This window comes from Tanticharoenia sakaeratensis NBRC 103193 (assembly GCF_000963885.1).
GTDB lineage: Bacteria > Pseudomonadota > Alphaproteobacteria > Acetobacterales > Acetobacteraceae > Tanticharoenia > Tanticharoenia sakaeratensis.
Map to the genome: position 1 here is coordinate 27050 of NZ_BALE01000015.1, position 19883 is coordinate 46932.

The following is a 19883-nucleotide window of genomic DNA, read 5'->3' on the forward strand; positions in this document are numbered from 1 at the left end:
AATCCCAAGGAAAACAAGTGCTGTCGTTAATTCACCTCATTCTTCTATTGACAGGAAGTTGGTTTATCAAACGAAATAAGTTCTTCACCAGTCGGACGTATCGCGCGCAATGTTCTCAGCGGGCCACCATCGCATCCTCAGCACGCTCAGCCGGCTCGGCGCTATGAGCCGTACCGACCTTGCGCGCGCGCTCGACGTCAGCAAGGCCAGCATATCGATGCTGGTGCGCGACCTGATTGCGCGCGGCGTCCTGCGTGAGGAGGCGGTCGTTTTCGGGCAGGGACGCCCGTCGATCACGCTCGGCCTGTGCAGCGACGCGGCGAGCTTCATCGGTATCTCCCTTCACGCCGACCCGACGACGGTCGTCATGACCGATCCACATGGGCGCATCCTGGCCCGGTATGTCATGCCGCGCGAGACGGACCCGCATGCATGTTTCGAAGGCCTGGCCCGGGCGGTCGATATCGTGCGCAAGCGGGCGGGCTCCGGCGCCGGGCCGATTGCGGGCATCGGTGTCGCCCAGCCGGGTTTCGTATCGCGCGACGGGCGTATCTCGCTGGCATCGACGGCACTCGGCTGGGTAAACGTCGATGTCGCGGGTGGCCTGTCGGCCGTGACCGGGCTGCCTGTCTTCGTGGAGAACGACGCCAATGCGCTGATCCTGGGGGAGCAGTTGTTCGGCCCATCCGGCGATTGTCCCGATTTCAGCCTCGTGTTTGTCGGCGATGGCATCGGCAGCGCACACATCGTGAATGGCCGGCTTCACCGTGGCCACCATGGGGGAGCCGGCGAGATTTCGCATTCGCCGATCGCACTGGATGGAAGCGGCGCGCTGCCGTGCCGTTGCGGCAATCGCGGCTGTCTGGAAACCGTGTCGTCGCTTCAGGCCATCCGGGGGGCCGCGCGGCAGGCGGGGCTCACATCGGACATCGACGAACTGGCGGCGATGACGGCCGATGGCCATCCCGAAGCGCTGGCCATCCTGCATCGTGCCGGTGCAGCGCTCGGCATTGCCCTGGCACAGCTGGTTCAGATGTTCGACCCGAGCCAGGTTCTGGTCATTCTCGATCCGGCTCTGAAGGACAGTGTCTTCGGTCGGGTCCTGCGGCAGGAGATGGAAACCCATGTACTGCGTCGCGCCGGTGTCCAGACGACGCTGACATTGCGCGGGCTGGAAGACGACAGTTTTGCCAAGGGCGCTGCCAGTCTCGCAGCGCAGAAATTTCTTTTCGGGAACGAATGGACATGAACACGCGCCCGCGTATTGCCGTCGGTGGAATCCATACCGAGTGCAGCACCTACAATCCCGTCCTGATGACGGAAGACGTCTTCCGCATCAACAGCGAAAGCGATCTCGCGGCCATGCCGTATTTCGCGTTCCTGAAGGATTTCGAAGCTGATTTCCTGCCGCTTCTGCACGCGCGCGCGGTCCCCGGCGGTCCGATTGCGCGCGCGGCCTACGAGGCCATGAAAGGCAGGTTTCTCACGCTCCTGCGCGCCAGCCTGCCGCTCGACGGGCTGTATCTCGCGATGCATGGCGCGATGTCGGTCGAGGGGCTCGATGACGCCGAGGCCGACTGGATCACCGCTGCCCGGGCGGTCGTGGGGCCGGACTGCATCGTTGCCGCGAGTTACGACCTGCACGGCAACGTAAGCCAGCCCATCACCGATGCGCTCGATATCTTCTCCGCCTACCGCACGGCACCTCACATCGATGTCGAACGCACGATGCGCCGGGCCGTCGAGATGCTGGTCGACGCGCTGCACACCGGCGTGCGCCCGATGATCGTATGGGCGCCCGTTCCGGTGCTGTTGCCCGGCGAGAGAACGAGTACGGAGGACGAGCCGGCCAAAGGGCTCTATGCGCGCCTGCCGGCCTTGGATGCGCGACCCGGCATATGGGACGCGTCGCTGATGGTCGGCTATGTATGGGCGGACGAGCCGCGCGCGACGGCATCTGTCGTCTTCACCGGGACGGACTACGGACAGCTGACATCGGCCGCTTCGGAACTCGCCGACGCCTATTGGCAGGCACGAAACGCCTTTGCCTTCGGCTGCGAAACCGGCACGATCGCAGAGTGCGTCGGCAAGGCCATGGAAAGTCGGACATCGCCTGCCATCATCGCGGATTCCGGCGATAATCCGACGGGCGGCGGTGTGGGCGATCGTGCCGACGTTCTGGCGGAACTGGCATTGCGCGATGCGCAGGGCGTCGTCATCGCGGCCATTACGGATGCTCCGGCCTGCGCGCACGCGTTTGCCATCGGCGCGGGGGCAGAGGCGATTTTCGATATCGGAGCAACGCTCGATCCGTCGGGCGGGCGCGTATCGCTGCCGTGCGTGGTGACGCGTCTGATTGACGCGCAGGATCCGCGCGACCGCGAGGCCGTGCTGCAACATCGCGGTATCACGATCGTCCTGGCAGCCCGTCGTCGTCCGTATCACAACCTGGGCGATTTCGAGCGCCTTGGCCGGGATCCGGGCACAACGCGCATTCTGGTCGTCAAATCGGGCTATCTCTCGCCGGATCTCGCGCCTCTTGCGAACCCCTCGTTGATGGCCTTGTCCGACGGCGTCGTCAATCAGGACGTAGCGAACCTGCAGCGCCTGCGCACGCATCGCCCGACGTATCCGTTCGATCCGGTCTTCGACTGGTCGCCGCAACCGCGGGGGCAGACACCGCGGAACGGGGCTGCATGACGCAGGACCCTGTTCTCGAAGTCTCGGGACTGCGCGTCGATTTTGCCGATGTGGCGGCACTCGACGCCGTATCGTTTCACATCGCGCGGGGCGAGACGCTGGCGCTGGTGGGCGAGTCCGGTTCCGGCAAGAGCGTCACGGCTCTGGCGGTCATGGGATTGTTGCGGGGTGGTTCGATCCGTGATGGACGGATCCTTTTCTCGGACGGAGAGAAGCGCGTCGATCTTGCAGCGCTGACGGCCAGGCAGAGGCGTGCGGTGCAGGGGCGAGGCATCGGCATGATCTTTCAGGAACCGATGAGTGCCCTGAATCCGTCCATGCGGATCGGCGCGCAGATCGGCGAATGTCTGGCTCTGCATCGACCTGATATCGTCGGCCGCCGCGCCACGCGGCAGGCGGCGGAAGCCTTGCTCGGACGTACCGGTATCGCGGATCCGGCGCAGTGCCTCGAGGCCTATCCGCACCGGCTGTCCGGCGGAATGCGCCAGCGGGTCATGATCGCGATGGCCCTGAGCGCCAGGCCGGCCCTGCTGATCGCCGACGAACCGACGACGGCGCTGGATGCCAGCACGCAGGGTCGCATTCTCGCCCTGATCCGCGAACTGGCGACCGAGATGGGCACGAGCACGCTGTTCATCACCCATGACCTCGGCGCGGCCGCAGTGATCGCGGATCGTGTCGCGGTCCTGTATGCCGGCCGCCTGATGGAAGAGGGCCCGATCCGGGAAGTCCTGCGCGCCCCCCGTCATCCTTATACGCGTGGTCTGCTGGCTTCGATGCCCGACCCGTCGTCCATGATCGTGGATGCGACAGGACGACGGCGCCTGCGCGTGATGCCGGGCTCGGTGCCGCTGCCTGCCGCGCGCCCCGTTTCCTGTGCATTCGCCCCACGTTGCGATCAGAGCCTTCCGCCATGCGTTGCTGCACCGGTTCAGGCGCGGGAATTTGTCGGTGCGCGGCGCGTTGCCTGCGTGCGCGCCGATGAATGGGCTGTCGCGCCATGAGTCCGCTTCTGGATATCGACGATCTGCACGTCTCTTTTCGTGCCGGACCGCCATGGCGCAAACGTGACGTGCCGGTCGTCAGGGGGGTGTCCCTGCGCGTCGCACCGGGAGAAATCGTCGGGCTGATCGGCGAGTCCGGGTCGGGCAAGAGCACGATCGCCCGGGCGGTCGTAGGCCTGGCCCCGGTCAGCGCCGGCCGCATCACGCTCGGCGATGACATGGCGCGTCGATCGCGTGCCCGTCATGTGCAGATGATCTTTCAGGATCCCGTGGCCAGTCTGGATCCGAAGATGACAGTCGGCGCCCAGATTGCGGAACCGCTTGCGATTCATGGCATCGTTCCTGCGCGCGAACGACGTCGGCGGGTCATGACCCTGCTCGGACGCGTCGGCCTTCCGGAGAGCGCCTATGACCGCATGCCGCACATGTTCTCCGGTGGGCAGCGCGCGCGCATCGGTATTGCCCGGGCGCTGGCCGTCGAACCGCAGCTGTTGATCGCCGACGAGGCGACGGCCGCTCTCGACATCTCGGTACAGGCGCAGATTCTCAATCTTCTCATGGATCTGCGTGATGATCTGGGCTTGTCGCTCCTGTTCATCACACATGATCTGGCGGTCGTGCGCGTGTTGTGCGACCGGGGCATTGTCCTTCAGGGTGGCCGGATCGTGGAGGAGGGCGCGCCTGAGACGCTGCTCGAGGCACCGAGACATCCCTACACGCGCGCGCTGTTCGCCGCGCATATCTCGAAGGCGGCATGGGCATGATCGATCTCGAAATCTGCCTGGACGACGCTGGCAGTCTGCACGCGGTCCAGGTCCCGGAAGTGTCACGCATCGAGCTGTGCGCGGCGCTGTCAGTTGGTGGGCTGACGCCCAGTGCTGGTTTGATGCGGCAGGCCGCAGACAGCAGCGTGCCGGTCTATGCAATGATCCGGCCGCGTGCAGGCGATTTCGTGTTCGCCCCCGATGAGGAGGCGATCATGCTGGCCGACATCGCCGTCGCCCGCGAGAGCGGCCTCGCAGGTGTCGTTCTGGGGGCAAGCCGTGCGGACGGGACGCTCGATGAAGCGATGTTGTCGCGGCTGAGCGATGCGTGCGGGCCGCTTGGCCGCACGCTTCATCGCGCGTTCGATCTGGTGCCGGATCCGTTCGCTGCGATGGAGGCCGCGATCCGCCTCGGGTTCGAACGTATTCTGACGTCAGGCGGTGCACCGGCGGCTTCCGATGGTGCCGGGACGCTCCGGGCGCTTGTTCAGGCTTCGGCCGGGCGCATCGACATCATGGCGGGCAGTGGCGTGCGACCCGAGAATGTCGCGGCCCTGCTGCATGAAACCGGTGTCCGCGCGGTCCATGCGTCCTGCCGCGGCCGGCCGATCCGTTACGCCGAGACTGTGGGCGCGCTGGGCTTTGGTGCCACCCGCGCGGCTGCCGATCCGGACGTGATCCGCGCATTTCGCGCGGCACTTCGGCCTTTCGACTGATCAATCCAATCCTTTATCACCAGCACAGGAAATTGCCTGACATGACGCCATTCTGTCGACGCCATGCATCGCGCCTTCTCGCCGGCTGCGCAGCTCTTGCCCTGTTGTCCGCACGGGCGGGCCAGGCCGAAGCCGCCCCGGCGCTGATGCCGATACCGCAGAGCGCCTCATTCGATGGTGGCGCAGCACCGTTGGGGCAGGGCGTGCAGGTTGTCTGGGACGGAATGCGTCCAACACCCCTGCTGCGTCGCGCGGTCACCCGGTTCGAGACGCGCCTGTCCGCGCTTGCAGGGCCCATGACCGGCGGCGCGCCCTTGATGCTGCACATCCGCTTTGGTGCGGATCCTGCCTATCTGACGCTTCAGGAAAAGGAAAATTATACTCTCAAGGTTGCGCCGAACGGCGTCGAGCTGAGCGCCAACGGCCCGGCCGGCGTATTGCACGGTCTGGCGACGCTTCTGCAACTCGTGCAGAGAACACCGCAGGGGGCGACATTCGCCGATGCCGTGATCGACGATGCGCCGCGCTTCCCCTGGCGCGGCATCATGATCGATGTCTCGCGCCATTTCATGTCGGTCGATTCGGTCGAGCGGCAACTCGATGCGATGGAAATGACCAAGCTCAACGTGCTGCACTGGCATCTGAGCGACGGCACCGGATTCCGCGTCGAAAGCAGGCTGTATCCGAAGCTGCAGGACGTCGGCGGTCACAACCAGTACTACACGCAGGCACAGATCCGGACGGTCGTGTCGTATGCCGCCGATCGCGGCATCCGCATCGTCCCCGAGTTCGATATTCCCGGACACTCTCTGTCCCTGCTTCAAGCCTATCCGGGTCTGGCCGCACAGCAGCCGGTGCCAATGACCAAGAACTGGAAAAGCTCCTGCGCCACGACGTCCGTCGCGGGGGAAACGCGGACGACGTGTTCTCAGCACCTCAATCTGAACACGGCAGCCCTGGACCCGACCCAGCCGGACGTCCTGCATTTCATGGATGCGCTCTATGGTGAAATGAGCGCGCTGTTCCCGGACCGGTATTTCCATTCCGGCGGCGATGAGGTGTCGCCCTCGCAATGGACGGACAACCCGAAGATCGCTGCCTATATGAAGGCTCATGGCTATGCCGATGCGCCGGCCCTCCAGGCGGCTTTCACCGCGAAGGTCGAGCATATGCTTGCCCGCCGGGGAAAGATCATGATGGGGTGGGACGAGGTCAGTGAGGCGCCGATCCCGAAGGATGTCGTTGTCGAAGCCTGGCGCGGATCGAAATGGATCGGTTCGGCGACGAAGGCCGGACACCCTGTGGTCGTCTCGTCCGGCTATTATCTCGATCTGCTGAGACCCTCACGGCAGCACTATGCGGTCGATCCGTTTGACGTCAAAGCGGATGGCCTGCCCCCGGAAGCGCCTACGCCCGGTCAGGCGCCCGATCCGGCACGCGAGGCCTTTACCCTCGATCCGAACGCGCCGCCACTCGATGACGCGCAGAAGGCGCTCGTGCTGGGCGGCGATGCGCCGCTCTGGAGCGAAATCGTCTCGGACGAGATGCTTGACGCACGCCTCTGGCCGCGCTCGGCGGCCATTGCCGAGCGTTTCTGGTCGCCGCAATCTGTCTCGGATAGCGCGGACATGGAGCGTCGGCTTCCGATCGTGCAGGCCGAGCTCGAGACCACCGGGATCGAGGCATCGCGAAACGAAGCGCGTATGATCGCGCGTTTGACGCCGGCCAACATCACGCCGCTGACCGTGCTGACATCGGTGACGAGTCCCGTCCGGAACTATGCGATGAACCGGCTTGCGTACCATGGTGGCGACGAGATGCTGAATGCGCCCGGTGCGATCGCGGCTCCCGACAGTTTCGTGGCAATGACGTTCAACGGCCTGGCGGAACGCTACGCCGCGGGCGACAGGACCGTCGAAGCAGATCTGCGTGCGCGTCTCGAGACGCTTGCCGGCAATGACGCGGCTTACGCGACGGTGGCCAACACGCCGATGCTGCAGGCCGCGCGTCCCGTCTCGCAACAGCTTTCGGCGCTCGCCATCACTGGCCTCGAGGCAATGGAGCGTGGCCGACACGACGCCGCCTGGCATGCCAAGGCCGCACGTCAGATCGACGTTCAGAAACAGGCCTTTGCGGCATGCGAAAGCCATGTTGCGTCCTACAAGAGCAAGCTGCCGCCCAGCGGCCTGCTGATCGATATTCTGCCGGGACTTGAGGCGCTGGTTAACGCGGCGCACTGAGGAAAGGCCGGGATATGCTCCCGGAGCCGTGTAAACTCGCGCTCCGGGAGCAGTCCGTCATGGGGGAGTGCGGGCGTCGAATGCCCTCACGCCTCGCATGACCGGACAGGACGAGGTCCGGTCAGAAAAGACGGGCGAGACGCGCCCGGACCACTCCCGGCTCATTCTCAGGCGGGTTGCGAACAGCGCGAAGCGCGGGCGGCAAGGCTGTAGCGTCGACATCGACCTGCGCACGGCTATCGCGAGACAGCGACGTGCCGATGCGCAGGCGTCCGGCGCGATCATCGGGACCGAATGACGCGATATCGAAAAGTGCGATCTTGCCCGGCGTGTTGCTCCGAAGTCAGCGCACAGGCGTTCCATAGTTCATCCGGGCGCAAGGATGATTACGGGCATCCTCCGGTTGCGCCGACAAGGCTGCTTCAGTCGCCGCGGCGATTGCGTTGCCTGAAGGAAGACGAGCTTCAGACGTCGGTGTGCCGGAGGGCAGTCCACGATGAAACGCCGCTTTGTTTACTGACGAAAACTAAGTGGGCTGTTGCTTTATGTGCCGAGACGCCCGTGCTTTGGAGGCGGATTCGTCGCAGTTTTACAACGCAAAACGCCGCTGTCACAAAAAAGACCTTTGTTCCATCATTAAACTATTGCGATCCAGAAACGCTCTGGATAGGGTTTCGGTGTGGGTGCAAAACGATCGTTGATAACAACGCGCGTGCGCGCCTTTCTTGGCAATTACGAGCGCGAATAGCGTGTTGAAAACGCAATCATCAACCTGATCCGGGATGTCGGCATGCGCCTGTCAAATCGAAACATTCTTCTGTGTTGCGCAGCCTTTCTTTCTGGAAACGGTCTGCATTTCAGCAAGGCGGTCGCGCAGGACAGCGCGCAGCCCCAGCTGAAGGCGCACCGTGCTCATCCTGCCAAGGCTTCGGCCACGCCGCCTGCACAACATCGCCGTCCAAGCGTGACGGAAAGTGGCGTTCTCGGGCCGGCCACGCCGCAGACCGAGGAAATTTCCGTCTCAGGTGCGCGTCGCAATGCAGACGGCACGACGAACACAACGCCCGGCGGCGGCCTGATGCCGCATCAGACGGCGCCACGTTCGCAAAGTGGTGTCACGCGCGATTTCATCGCCAAACAGGCGCCTACGGGCAACATCTCGTCGATGATCGCCAATCTTCCCGGTGTGACGTTCGGCAGCCAGGATCCGCTCGGCGTGACCGGCGATACGATTACCATGCGCGGCTTCAATGAGAGCCAGATCGGGTATCTGTTCGAAGGCGCGCCGCTGGCCGATCCGATCAATTACCAGCCTTACACATCGATGCTCGTCGACACCGAAAATCTCGCATCCGTGACTGTTTCGCAGGGATCGCCCGATCTGAACGCGCCGCTGTTCAATGCAACGGGTGGTGAAATCACGGCGACGGCGCTCAACCCGAGCCATCATGCGGGCGGATACATGAGCGTGATGGGTGGAACCCATAGCGCAAACAAGGAATTCATGCGTCTGGAAACGGGCGATATCGGCCAGAGCGGCATTCGCGGCTATGTGTCGTTTTCTCACCTGTCGAATAATAACTGGCGCGGCCCCGGCGGACTTCATCGCTATCATATCGATGCAAAATTCGTGAAGGAATGGGGTCAGGACAATTCGATTTCCGCCATTTTCGGATATAACGCCCAGCAGCAGACGAGCTGGCGCGAGCCAACGGCCGCCCAGTGGGCAGCCAGCAAGGCGAGCGTTTATTACAGCCCGACCTACACGCCGGGCAATGCGAATTACTACAAGCTGAATTTCTCCGGCTTCAATTCGCTTGATGTCGTGGCGCCCATGCACTTCACGCTGAGCGACGAAATACACCTGAATATTACGCCGTATTTCGTGCATCAGCACGGTCCCTCGACCGGCGGCGAGAACATCCCGGCGTCCGGTGGCTATAACGGGACCGAGCAATATGGAAATCTCAATCAGCCTTATGCCACGAACAATACGCTGACTACGGCGAGCGTTGACCCGTGGGACCAGAATTCGAGCGCCATCAACAACTCGATTTCCTGGACGCACGGCCACAACAACGTGACCTTCGGCTACTGGTATTCTTATACGACCCACCAGGAAGTCGAGACGTTCACGCCCGTTAATTATGAGGGCGAGGCGGCCAATCTGTACGGCAAATACCCGATCTACGTTCCGGGCGGCCGCATCCTGTCGGGCTACAACCTGAATTTCAAGCAGCAGGTCAATGCGCTGTTCATCGCCGACACGTTGAAGCTTCTCAACAACAAGCTGACGATTTCGGCCGGCTTCCGCGCTGCCATGGTGTCGCGCTCCGGCACCAACAATGTCCCGGGCGCCGATCCCTATAAGGTCGCGGGGAATTATTTCGAGCCGCTGCCTCAGTTCTCGGCGAGTTATCAGATCACGCCGCGTGACCAGGTCTATATCAACGGCTCAACATCGTTTCGTGCGCCGGAATCTGTTGAGGCGTACAGCCAGATCTTTGACCCGAACTCGGCTTCGGCTGTCGAACAGCCCGGCTCCCTCAAGTCGGAATACGACATCTCGGAAGAAATCGGCTATCGCCATTCCGGTCTCTATAACTTCCAGATCTCGCTGTTCAACGCGAACATGACCAACCATCAGGTGACGTCGTCCGGCTATCTGCCCTACACGAACACCCTGATATCCGAGCCGATCAACGTGGGCGGCCAGACTTCCCGCGGTGTGCAGGCGGAACTCGGCCTTCGCCCATGGCATCATTTCAGCCCGTATGTCTCGGGGCAGTATCTGCATGCCACGATGGACAACAACGTGCCGGTCGCTGCGACCAACGCTGCGGGAATTTCAGTCATCGACTATCTGCCCACGGCCGGAAAAAAAGCTGTGGATTCACCGAAGTTCACGGCTTCGGTCGGCCTCGCATATGACTCGGGTCACTTCTTCGGCAATTTCGATCTTCGCTACCAGAGCAAGATGTATTCGACGTTCATGAACGATCAGAGCATGCCGGGCTATGTCGTCTCCGATCTGGCCCTCGGCTATCGCCTGAGCAAGGTCGGTCCGCTGAAGGGGCCGAAGATTCAGCTCAACCTGATCAATCTCGGCAACAACATCTATCGATCCATTCCGGGCAGTTCAGCCGCGACGGCCATGAGCCGGAAGGGTATCTTCGGCAACAGCGTAAGTGCTGGCTCACCTGTCTACCTCGTCGGTGGCAACTTTGCCGCCCTCGTCACACTGTCAACGGGCTTTTAAAACTTTCCGCTGGCAGTAAGGCATTTCATCAGGGTGCGTTGCTTCGGACGGCTGTGATGCCTGTCCGAAGCAACGTATCTCGACCTTCCGGGGTCCAATGGGTGTCGATACTCCAGCCCCGAAATTTCTGCGCTTTGCCAGAGTACTCTTAGAGGGCCGCAGCCGCTTGCAAGCGTCCTCCGAGTTGAACGTCCACCTCATGCCGGCCGCCATCATCGACAAGGTTGACGATGTTCGTAACGGACAGGGCGTTCCCATCGAGCTTGATCTGGCTGACGCCACGGCAGACGTGCATGGGATTGAAAACCGAGACATGATAGCTGGTGCGACGCCAGCGGATCGTTGCCTCGAAGTCTGGCCAGCCGCGGGGGATGCAGGGATCGATGAGCAGGCTGTCGCCCCGAATCTGAATGCCCAGGATGAATTCCGTGCCCACGCGCTGCATCCAGCCTGCCGAGCCGGTGTACCACGACCAGCCACCTCGACCGACATGTGGCTCTGTCGAATAAATGTCAGCCGCGACCACATAGGGTTCCAGATGATAGCGGGCGACTTCTTCCGGAGTCCGCGCGTGATTGACCGGATTAAGGGTGTGAAACAATGCCTGCGCCCGATCGCCGTCACCCAAAGATGCAACGGCCATGACCGTCCAGAGTGCGGCATGAGTGTACTGGCCGCCATTCTCGCGTATCCCGGGAGGATACCCACGTATATAACCCGGGTCAGGACTTGCCGTATCAAACGGGGGCGATAGGACCAGCACAAGCTTGTCCTTCGGGCGGCTCAGGCGTGCAAGCACGGAGCGCATGGCATGTTCCGCGCGCTCCGGCGAGGCTGCCTTCGACAGGACGGCCCATGACTGCGCGATGGCATCGATCTGGCATTCGGTATCGAGCCGGGACCCAAGCGGCGTTCCGCCATCGAAATAGGCCCGAAGATACCAGTCTCCATCCCATGTCGTTTCCAGTGCGGTCACCAGAGCGCTCGCGTGATCCTGCCACGCCCGGGCACGCGCGCTCTCGCGGCGCGCCTGCGCAAGCGGGATGAATGCGTGGAGTGCAGCATGCAGAAACCAGCCCAGCCAGATGCTCTCGCCGCGCCCCTGTTCACCGACACGGTTCATGCCGTCGTTCCAGTCGCCCGTTCCCATGAGCGGCAATCCATGGGCGCCCACTGCCATGCTGTGATCGAGCGCGCGTGCGCAATGTTCGAACAGGGACCCTGTCTCTACAGAGGTGGCGGGTATCGCGAAGCGATCGTGCTCACTGATTGGCAGGGCAGGGGCTTCGAGGAAGTTCACGACTTCATCGAGTATCCCGGCATCGCCCGTTGTCGTGATGTAGTGCGCGACTGCATATGCAAGCCACGCGCGGTCGTCAGAGATATGTGTGCGGACTCCGGCACCGGTCTGGGGCAGCCACCAATGCTGTACGTCGCCTTCGATGAACTGCTGACCTGCAGCGCGGAGCAGATGGCCGCGGACACGTTCGGGACATGACAGTGCGAGCGCCATTCCGTCCTGCAGCTGATCCCGAAAGCCGTAAGCGCCGCTGGCCTGATAAAAACCGGCCCGTGCCTGGACCCTGCTGGAAAGTGTCTGATACAGCAGCCAGCCGTTGAGCATGAGATCCATGCTGCGATCAGGTGTCCGGACCTGGATCATGTCGGTCACATGGCGCCAGTGTTCCTGAACGGTGTTCAGCACCGCATCAAGGTCGATGGTGCGATAGCGCGCGACAAGGGCGCGGGCAGCATCGGCGGACGCACCTTCGCCAAGCAGAAACAGGACCTCCACCTTTCCACCCGGCGGAAGCGTGACGATCGTCTGAAGCACGCCGCATGGATCGAGGCCGGCCCCGGTCTGTCCTTTCACGCCATCGGGCCGGGAAAAGGCTGCGGGATTCTCCGTCGTGCCATTACGCCCCAGGAAGTGGGTGCGGTCGCCGGAGACGGCCGTGAGATAGCCGCCGATATCGGCAAAGGCGACGCATCCGCCGTAGGTCGCATCCCAGCTGTTCCGCGCAAACAGCGTTCCCGTTTCCTCGTCGAGTTCGGTGACGGTGAACGGCGCGGTCGATCCCCGGGCCGCTCCCAGGACCCATTCCACATAAGCCGTGACGGACAGGGTCCGTGGCTGGCTGGAGTGGTTGTGAAGCGCAAGACGGGTGATCTTGATCGGATCGGCAGGCGGCACGTACTGGAGCAATGTGCTCGCGATGCCATGCGCAACGCGCTCCTGTCGCGAATATCCCCGCCCATGGTGCGTCACGTAGGTCGCGTTGCGATCCCGTCGAACAGCAGCGGCAGGACACCAGAGAGTGCCCGTGTTTTCGTCCCGCAAATAAAAGACTTCGCCTGCGCGATCGCAGACCGGGTCGTTCGACCATGGCGTGATCTGATGATCGCGGCTGTTGCCCGACCATGTATAGCCGCTGCCGTCGGCGGAGACCTGAAACCCGAACGTATCGTTTGCAATGACGTTGACCCAGGGTGCCGGCGTGGTCTGGCCGGGGCGAAGAACCACCACGTATTCTGCGCCATCGTCCGCAAATCCGCCGTGACCATTGAAAAACTCGAGGTCCTGCATGGCGGGTAGGGCAAAAGCGGAAGCAGGATGATCGACCCTCGGTGCGGGCGATACCGGAGGATGCATGTCCGACCGCTCCGCCTGATCGAGTTGCTGCAGCAGGCTTTGGTCGGCCGTCAACACGACACGCGCCGTCGACAGGATCATGCTTCTGGCTGCGGATGATACCAGGTCGGTGCGCAGGACACGCACGGCGCCTGCTGCCTCGCCAGCGCGAGGCACGGCATGAATCATCTGTTCCAGCGACGTCTGCAGCTCCTGCAGATAGGAGGTCGGCTGTTCATTCAGGATGACGAAATCGGCCGCCAGGAGCTTCAGCCGGAAATACTCATGGGCAAGCAGAAGCGTGCGGACGGTATCCATGTTGGAATTCTTGCCGACGCGGAGGACAAGAATCGGAAGATCTCCGGATATCCCCTGTTCCCAGAGAAGCGACTGCGCCCCGGCTCCCCTGCTCATGGCGCCGGATTCGCGGCGAAGCGACGGGCCTGCGTACAGGATGTGCGATGCCAGACGCTGAAAAAGCTCGGCTGTTGGAGGCATGATATCGAGATGTCGCAACTGCACTTGCGCCTGGGTCCACGAAAGCGTCCGGACTCGTTCGAGAGCCGCCTGGTCCGCGTGCGTGTCGATCATGTCCAACAATGCCGCGCGGCTGCTGGCTGTCATCGTCCAGAATGCAACATGCACCGTGCTTCCGGCGCGGACTGAAATGCGCGTGCGGATCGAGAAGATGGGATCGAGAACCGTGCCCGTCGAGCCTGACAGTGCGGTGTCGTCCGTAATGGTCAGTGCGCGGCTCAGGTCCCGGCCGCGGCCGATGAAGCGGGCACGGTCGGTTTCGATCTCGATCGGACCGGGGGTCACGATCAGATGGGCGGCCCAGATTTCCGGCTCGTCCGACATGCGCTTCCGGCGCGTCGCGATCAGGGCCCGTGCCTGCGGCATATATTCCGTCTGAACGAAGAGCTTGGTGAACGCAGGATGAGCCAGGTCGGCGTTCTGGGCCAGCAAAGCCAGCTCGATATAAGAGGTTACGTCGAGCTCCGCAGCTTCACTGCCTGTATTCAGGAGCGATACCACGCGGACTTCGGCATCGTCTTCCGCGGACACGCGAATTTCGAGCGTCGTGATAATTGCATCATCCTGACGGACGAAATCAGCGCGGTCTTCATGAAACGCCACGCCATATGTGTCCGGACGCTTGTCGCACGGTTGAAGTCCTGCGGACCAGATGCTGCCCGTCCGGCGGTTTTTCATAAACAGATATGATCCGTGATCGTCTCGGGTAAGATCTTCCCGCCACCGCGTGACGGCCTGTCCGTTCCAGCGGCTGTATCCGGATCCGGCCGCCGTCAGCATGACCGAGTAGCGCCCGTTGGACAGGAGATGTGTCACCGGTTCCGGTGTGTCCGCGCTGTTCAGGAAGCGACCTGCGGGTGCGGTCGTGGGATAGACCGCTTGAGGTCGGCTCTCGCTTTCAGAAGGCAGAGGGCGTGCGACCGCGCCCGCACGTGGTGCGCGTTCCTGCAGCAGCAACTCGGCGGATGCGATGACGGGGTCGTCGTGAAAACGTGCACGCATGATGCCGTTCATGACCGCATCGGCTGCAGCCAGGATCGACATGCCCTGATGATGAGCCATGTAGGCGCGCACGATCGCGACATCGCTTCCATCGGGGATACGCTCCCGCGTGAAATCGAGAGCTTCGTAGAAGCCGAAGTGACCCAGGGCCCCGGTCCGTTCCAGCCGGGTCAGGTTGGCAACAGCCTGCTGAGGGTCGACCATCGCGGCGAGAAGCGTCGCGTAAGGGGCGATCACCAGATTGAGACCCAGACCACGCTTGAGACCAAGCCCGGGGACGCCGAAATTCGAATACTGATAGGTGTAGTCCAGATCACGCAGATTGTATGCGGATTCCGAAACGCCCCATGGACGATGATGCGCCTGCCCATAAGCGATCTGGCGCTCGACGATCAGGGCGTTCGTCTGCTCCAGCAGGCTGCCGATCGGCGCGCGCATCACGAGCGAGGGCATCAGATATTCGAACATGGAGCCCGACCATGAAATCAGTGCTGCCCCATTGCCGGCGGGCGTCATGGTGCGGCCGAGTTTGAACCAGTCGCGTGCGGTCATGTCTCCCTTGGCAATGGCGAAGAAAACTGCAAGCCGTGCTTCGGACGCGAGCAGGTCATAGCAACTGACGTCGCATGCATCCTCGGAAACGACATAACCGATGGAAAGCAGGTGGCGGGACTGGTTGCAGAGAAACCGGAAGTCCATCTCATGCGCCATCGCTGCGGCCTTCCGTGCCAGGACTGCGAAGCGCTCGGCGAGGGTTGAATGCAGTTGCGGATCGAGATCGCGGATGCGGCTTTCGATTGTCCGGCGCGGGGCCAAGATCCAGAAGAGGCGGTCGGAAGCACGTGCCTTTGCACTGTCGGAGTGATGCGCCGCATCCGAAACAGTTACAAAATCTTCGACGGTCCTGGCCTTTCGGCACAAATCCTCGAGCGCCGGGGGCAACGCATCGTCGGGCGTCGACATGATCGCGCCTTTCAGTGCCGCAAGCAGCCGGAGAAGGCGCCGCCCGGATCCGTCGTTCGGCAGTCGCACGCCGTTCTGAAACGTCAGGTTCGTCATGGCGATGTTCAGCGCATCGACAGCGCCTTCGCGCCATTCCCCGGTCTGCTGCGGCTCGGCAGACCAGTCCTGACAGGCTCTGGACAGGGCGATCAGGTGGCCGGCAAGGTTGCCGCTGTCGACGCTCGAAATGTAGACGGGATCGAGCGGCTTCAGATCGTCGGTGGCATACCAGTTGTAGAAATGCCCCCTGTAGCGCGGCATGCGTTCGAGCGTCGCAAAGGTCTCTTCCAGGCGCTGCACCGTGTCGACAAGACCGGCCCACCCGAAATCGTGCGCACTGGCGGCGCAGAGCAGATACAGGCCGATATTCGTGGGCGAGGTGCGATGTGCCAGAACCGGGGCCGGTTCCTCCTGGAAATTGTCCGGAGGAAGCATATGGTCCTCCGGCGTCACGAATGTTTCGAAGAAGCGCCACGTGCGGCGGGCCGTCATGCGAAGGGTTCGGATATCGGTGCGCGACGGCCTGGTGCGGGCAGCGATGACCGGCGTGCGGCTCGCCCACATGGCCAGCGCGGGCGACAGGAGCCATGGCAGCGAAAGCATCCCGCAGGGAAGCAGGTTTTCGGGCGCATTGATGGCAACGATCACGATGATCGCCACGACCAGCACGGGGACGGCCGCCATTCGGAAATAGTATCCGGCAAGCGTCGATCGGCGCGGTCCCTGGATCTGCGCCGCCGGCACCCATTGCAGCATGTGTTGTCGTGTCAGAAAGACGCGCACCAGGGTGCGCCAGATCGCATCGGCCATGAGATGCGCCTGATGCACCATGAAGACGATGTTGAGAGACGTCATGATCGCCGCCTCGCGCGCCACGGCACTGAGGCCACGCAGGTAGCTGTTCCACGTGATCCAGTCCCGCCGCGGCAGGAGCTCCGGCAGAACAGGCAGGAAAGTCGGCACGCTCATGGCGAGCAGGACGGCAATCGTCCAGACGACTGCTGCATGGAACGGCAGCAGCCACGTGGCAAGAAGGGCCAGAAGGCGCAGGGGCGGGCAGAGCGTGCGCCGCAGGTTGTCCAGCATCTTCCACTGTGCAATGCCCGAAAACCGCTCGCGCGGTGTGGGATCACGACGAAACAGCCCTCCGACAAGCCACGGCAGAAGCTGCCAGTCACCCCGTGTCCAGCGATGGCCCCTCTGGGCGGCAACGAGATAATCGCCCGGAAATTCCTCGACGACCTCGATATCCGTCACGAGGCCCGCGCGGGCGAAGATGCCTTCGAAGAGGTCGTGGCTGAGAAGGGTGGAGTCCGGGACGCGGCCGGACAGGGCTGCCTCGAACGCATCAACGTGATAGATGCCCTTGCCGGCGTAGGACCCCTCTCCGAACATGTCCTGATAGAGATCGGATACGGCTGCGGAATAGCCATCGATGCCGCGGATGCTGGCGAAGACGCGTTGAAACAACGTGCTCTCATGGCCGATCGGCAGCGATGGCGTAACGCGGGGCTGCAGGATCGCATATCCCTCGCAGACGCGGCTGCTTGCCTGATCGAAGACAGGAGCATTCAGCGGATGGGACATCTTTCCTATCAGGCGGTGGATCGTCTCCAGCGGCAGGCGCGTATCGGCATCGAGGGTGACGACGTATTGCACGCTAGCGGGCAGGGGATGATCCGGCGTCAGAAACGTCGTGTCGCTCGCCCCGCGCAACAGGCGGTTGAATTCGTGGAGCTTGCCGCGCTTGCGCTCCCATCCCATCCAGACCCGCTCGCTTTCGGACCAGACGCGGGATCGATGAAGGAGATGAAAGCGCACGCCGCCCGGCGCCGGCCCGTATTTGGAATTCAGTCTGGCCACACCCTGCTTTGCCAGATCCAGCAGGGTGTCATCTGCTGGCGCATTGGGACCATTATGGTCCGTCCAGTCCGTCAGCAAGGCGAAGTGCACAGCGTCTTCGCGCGTGGAGAGGTGATGCAGCTCCAGTCGTGCGACGAGGTCGTCGATCGTGTCCCTGGTGGTCAGCAGGGCCGGTATGACCACCATGGTCCGCAGATGGTCAGGGATCCCGTCGCGAAATGCGAACCCCGGCAGCATCGTCGCATGAAATGTCTTCAGTGCCATTCGATTGACGAGGGCGACCGCGGCATCCGACAACGGAATGCTGGCCAGCACGATGACCAGGATCAGCAGCCCGGCAGACGGGTGTTGCCAGCTCATCGCCGTCGTGATGCCAAGAAACAGCATCGTCAGGACAATGACTGCGGCACAGTAGCCCGCAATCCCAGCCGCGCGGAGATGGCGGCCGGCCATATGGCGCCACGGGAGCCGATATCCGATCACCATCTCCAGTTCGGCGCGGCCGGCCATCAGCAGGTAGTAGCCCGGATCCGTTCGGCGGGCGTCCGAAGACGCGTCAGCCTTCGCGGTATGCGCCATCGTGACCGCCAGTTCTGCCACGGTCATCTCGCTGAATGTGCTTCCATAGGCGAGCTCTTCGACGGCCTTGTAGTAAAGGTCCCGGCTCGCAAAAGTCGCCTGTGTGAAGCTCTCGAATTCCGCCAGGACCAGATTGATGGGGCAGACCCGGTCGAATGCTTCCGTCCAGTCGAGGCTTCCGATCAGGCGCAGGCTGGTGATGATGTTCCGGATTGTTGCGTTGAATGCGCCCTGTTCCTGCAGGTCGGCGCGAACCGCGCTTTCGATCGTGGCGCCGTGATCGACGAGCCGCTGTTCGAGCCAGACGAGAGCCGGATCCTTTTCCGGATCGAGACCCCGCAGGCGATGAGAAAGCTGGGCCGCGAATGCATGATCGAAGATGTCGGGATCGATCGTCTCCAGAAGACCGGAAATCGCGCCCGGTGTATCCTTGCGATGGAGGCCGAGTTCGTCGGCCAGCCTGTCGGCGTTGTCCTTGCTTGCGTTGTGTCTCATGATGCCGCCTACGACGCGGCGAAGATTTTCGATCAGGACGATCCGCAACGTGATCGACACGGCCCAGAGTTCACCGACACCCAGCGGAACCACACTCTGATAGGCGAGAAGGTAATTATACAGGGTCTCGGGCAGCACATGGCTGTCCGTATGAGCGATGTAGGCCCACGCCACGCCGAAGACCCGCGGCAGGCCGGAGAAAGGCCCGTCGGCCAGCTTGGGCAGACGCGCGTAAAAACGCGGTGGCAGATCGAGATCGGTCTCCCTGATCTGCATGTCGATGAGCGTGTAGTTGTCCGCAAGCCACTGCGCCGCAGGGGTCAGGGTGGACCCGAGAGCGATCGCTTCGGAAATTCGCGCATCGGCGTTCCGAAGAAAGGCCCGGTTGTTTGAAAGCCGTTTTGATAGCGGGCGATTGTGCCGTCCGGTTGGAACGGCAAGAGTCTGGGCGGCGGCAAGGCTTCTGGCATGTGCCTCGAGCCGTTCCATGCCGAAAATCTCGCTTTTGACCAGGCTCTCGTCGTTCTGCCACGCGAGGTCTGGCGTGTCCTTCTGCAGACGGCCGGAAATACTGGCTACCCAGCCATGATGCGAAGTCCGGGATGCGCGATTGGCTTTCGTCAGAAAAGCAGCATATCCACCCATCGTTCTGCTCCAGTGACCGCGTCGAAACGCTTGCTGACGGAACAGGCTTGGACGAGCGAAAGAAACCGGTGTCGAAAGCGTGTAACGCAGCTAGATTGGCTGTGCCCGGCTCATCCCCGAGGTTCTGCCTGTAAATGTCTCGGGTGAGCGTCCCATCGTGGCCGTTTCATCGAAGGTGATACGAAGCTTCTGCGCTTCCGCAGGCCACGACTGCCCGGTCCGGCGTCGGCGGGATATCGTTGCGAAATTGCCGTCACGTTTCCGCTCCGTTTTCTCAGGAAACCGAGATGCTTTGACAATCTTTACAAACAACGAAACGACGCATCACAAAGATCTGCTCGCCGAGGTGATGTAAACGTTCCCTTCTAGGTTATGTTCCTGCGGTATTTTCATGTAACGCGAGGCTGCCAGAACATGAGGCCAACTTGCTCATCCGTAAGATGGG

8 protein-coding genes are annotated in these 19883 nt (G+C 62.4%); 7 read left to right on the forward strand and 1 reads right to left on the reverse strand.

The genetic code is table 11. The features are described 5' to 3' along the window. Positions 1-109: 109 nt before the first annotated feature. From B8446_RS06735 to B8446_RS06770, 7 genes are all read left to right on the forward strand, one after another. Complete coding sequence (locus tag B8446_RS06735; protein ID WP_048848565.1) at positions 110-1249, forward strand: ROK family transcriptional regulator; 1140 nt, start codon at positions 110-112, stop codon at positions 1247-1249. Beyond that, positions 1246-2700: a M81 family metallopeptidase gene (locus B8446_RS06740; protein WP_048848629.1), complete on the forward strand. Its 1455-nt coding sequence runs from the start codon at positions 1246-1248 to the stop codon at positions 2698-2700. The genes B8446_RS06735 and B8446_RS06740 overlap by 4 nt, the downstream gene beginning before the upstream one ends. Continuing rightward, a complete protein-coding gene (locus B8446_RS06745; RefSeq protein WP_048848567.1) occupies positions 2697-3704 on the forward strand; it encodes an ABC transporter ATP-binding protein in 1008 nt (335 codons plus the stop codon). The genes B8446_RS06740 and B8446_RS06745 overlap by 4 nt, the downstream gene beginning before the upstream one ends. Continuing rightward, positions 3701-4468, forward strand: a complete 768-nt coding sequence (locus tag B8446_RS06750; RefSeq protein WP_048848568.1) for an ABC transporter ATP-binding protein — start codon at positions 3701-3703, stop codon at positions 4466-4468. Before B8446_RS06745 ends, B8446_RS06750 begins: the two co-directional genes overlap by 4 nt. Continuing rightward, positions 4465-5184, forward strand: a complete 720-nt coding sequence (locus B8446_RS06755; RefSeq protein ID WP_048848630.1) for a copper homeostasis protein CutC — start codon at positions 4465-4467, stop codon at positions 5182-5184. Before B8446_RS06750 ends, B8446_RS06755 begins: the two co-directional genes overlap by 4 nt. A gap of 41 nt (positions 5185-5225) precedes the next feature. Beyond that, positions 5226-7424 (forward strand): beta-N-acetylhexosaminidase, encoded by a 2199-nt coding sequence (locus B8446_RS06760; protein WP_048848570.1) that lies wholly within the window; start codon positions 5226-5228, stop codon positions 7422-7424. Positions 7425-8214: 790 nt separating this feature from the next. Then, entirely contained in the window at positions 8215-10683 is a 2469-nt protein-coding gene (locus B8446_RS06770; protein WP_053053742.1) for a TonB-dependent receptor, read from the forward strand. Between the two features lie 148 nt (positions 10684-10831). On the opposite strand, the gene B8446_RS06775 is transcribed toward B8446_RS06770, so the two are convergent. Beyond that, positions 10832-19438, reverse strand: a complete 8607-nt coding sequence (locus B8446_RS06775) for a GH36-type glycosyl hydrolase domain-containing protein (protein WP_048848573.1) — start codon at positions 19436-19438, stop codon at positions 10832-10834. Positions 19439-19883: the final 445 nt, after the last annotated feature.

Excerpts from the sequence above, each read along its gene's own strand:
- B8446_RS06735 (WP_048848565.1), top strand. The coding sequence starts at position 110 with ATGTTCTCAGCGGGCCACCATCGCATCCTCAGCACGCTCAGCCGGCTC.
- B8446_RS06740 (WP_048848629.1), top strand. The coding sequence starts at position 1,246 with ATGAACACGCGCCCGCGTATTGCCGTCGGTGGAATCCATACCGAGTGC.
- B8446_RS06745 (WP_048848567.1), top strand. The coding sequence starts at position 2,697 with ATGACGCAGGACCCTGTTCTCGAAGTCTCGGGACTGCGCGTCGATTTT.
- B8446_RS06750 (WP_048848568.1), top strand. The coding sequence starts at position 3,701 with ATGAGTCCGCTTCTGGATATCGACGATCTGCACGTCTCTTTTCGTGCC.
- B8446_RS06755 (WP_048848630.1), top strand. The coding sequence starts at position 4,465 with ATGATCGATCTCGAAATCTGCCTGGACGACGCTGGCAGTCTGCACGCG.
- B8446_RS06760 (WP_048848570.1), top strand. The coding sequence starts at position 5,226 with ATGACGCCATTCTGTCGACGCCATGCATCGCGCCTTCTCGCCGGCTGC.
- B8446_RS06770 (WP_053053742.1), top strand. The coding sequence starts at position 8,215 with ATGCGCCTGTCAAATCGAAACATTCTTCTGTGTTGCGCAGCCTTTCTT.
- B8446_RS06775 (WP_048848573.1), bottom strand. The coding sequence starts at position 19,438 with ATGGGTGGATATGCTGCTTTTCTGACGAAAGCCAATCGCGCATCCCGG.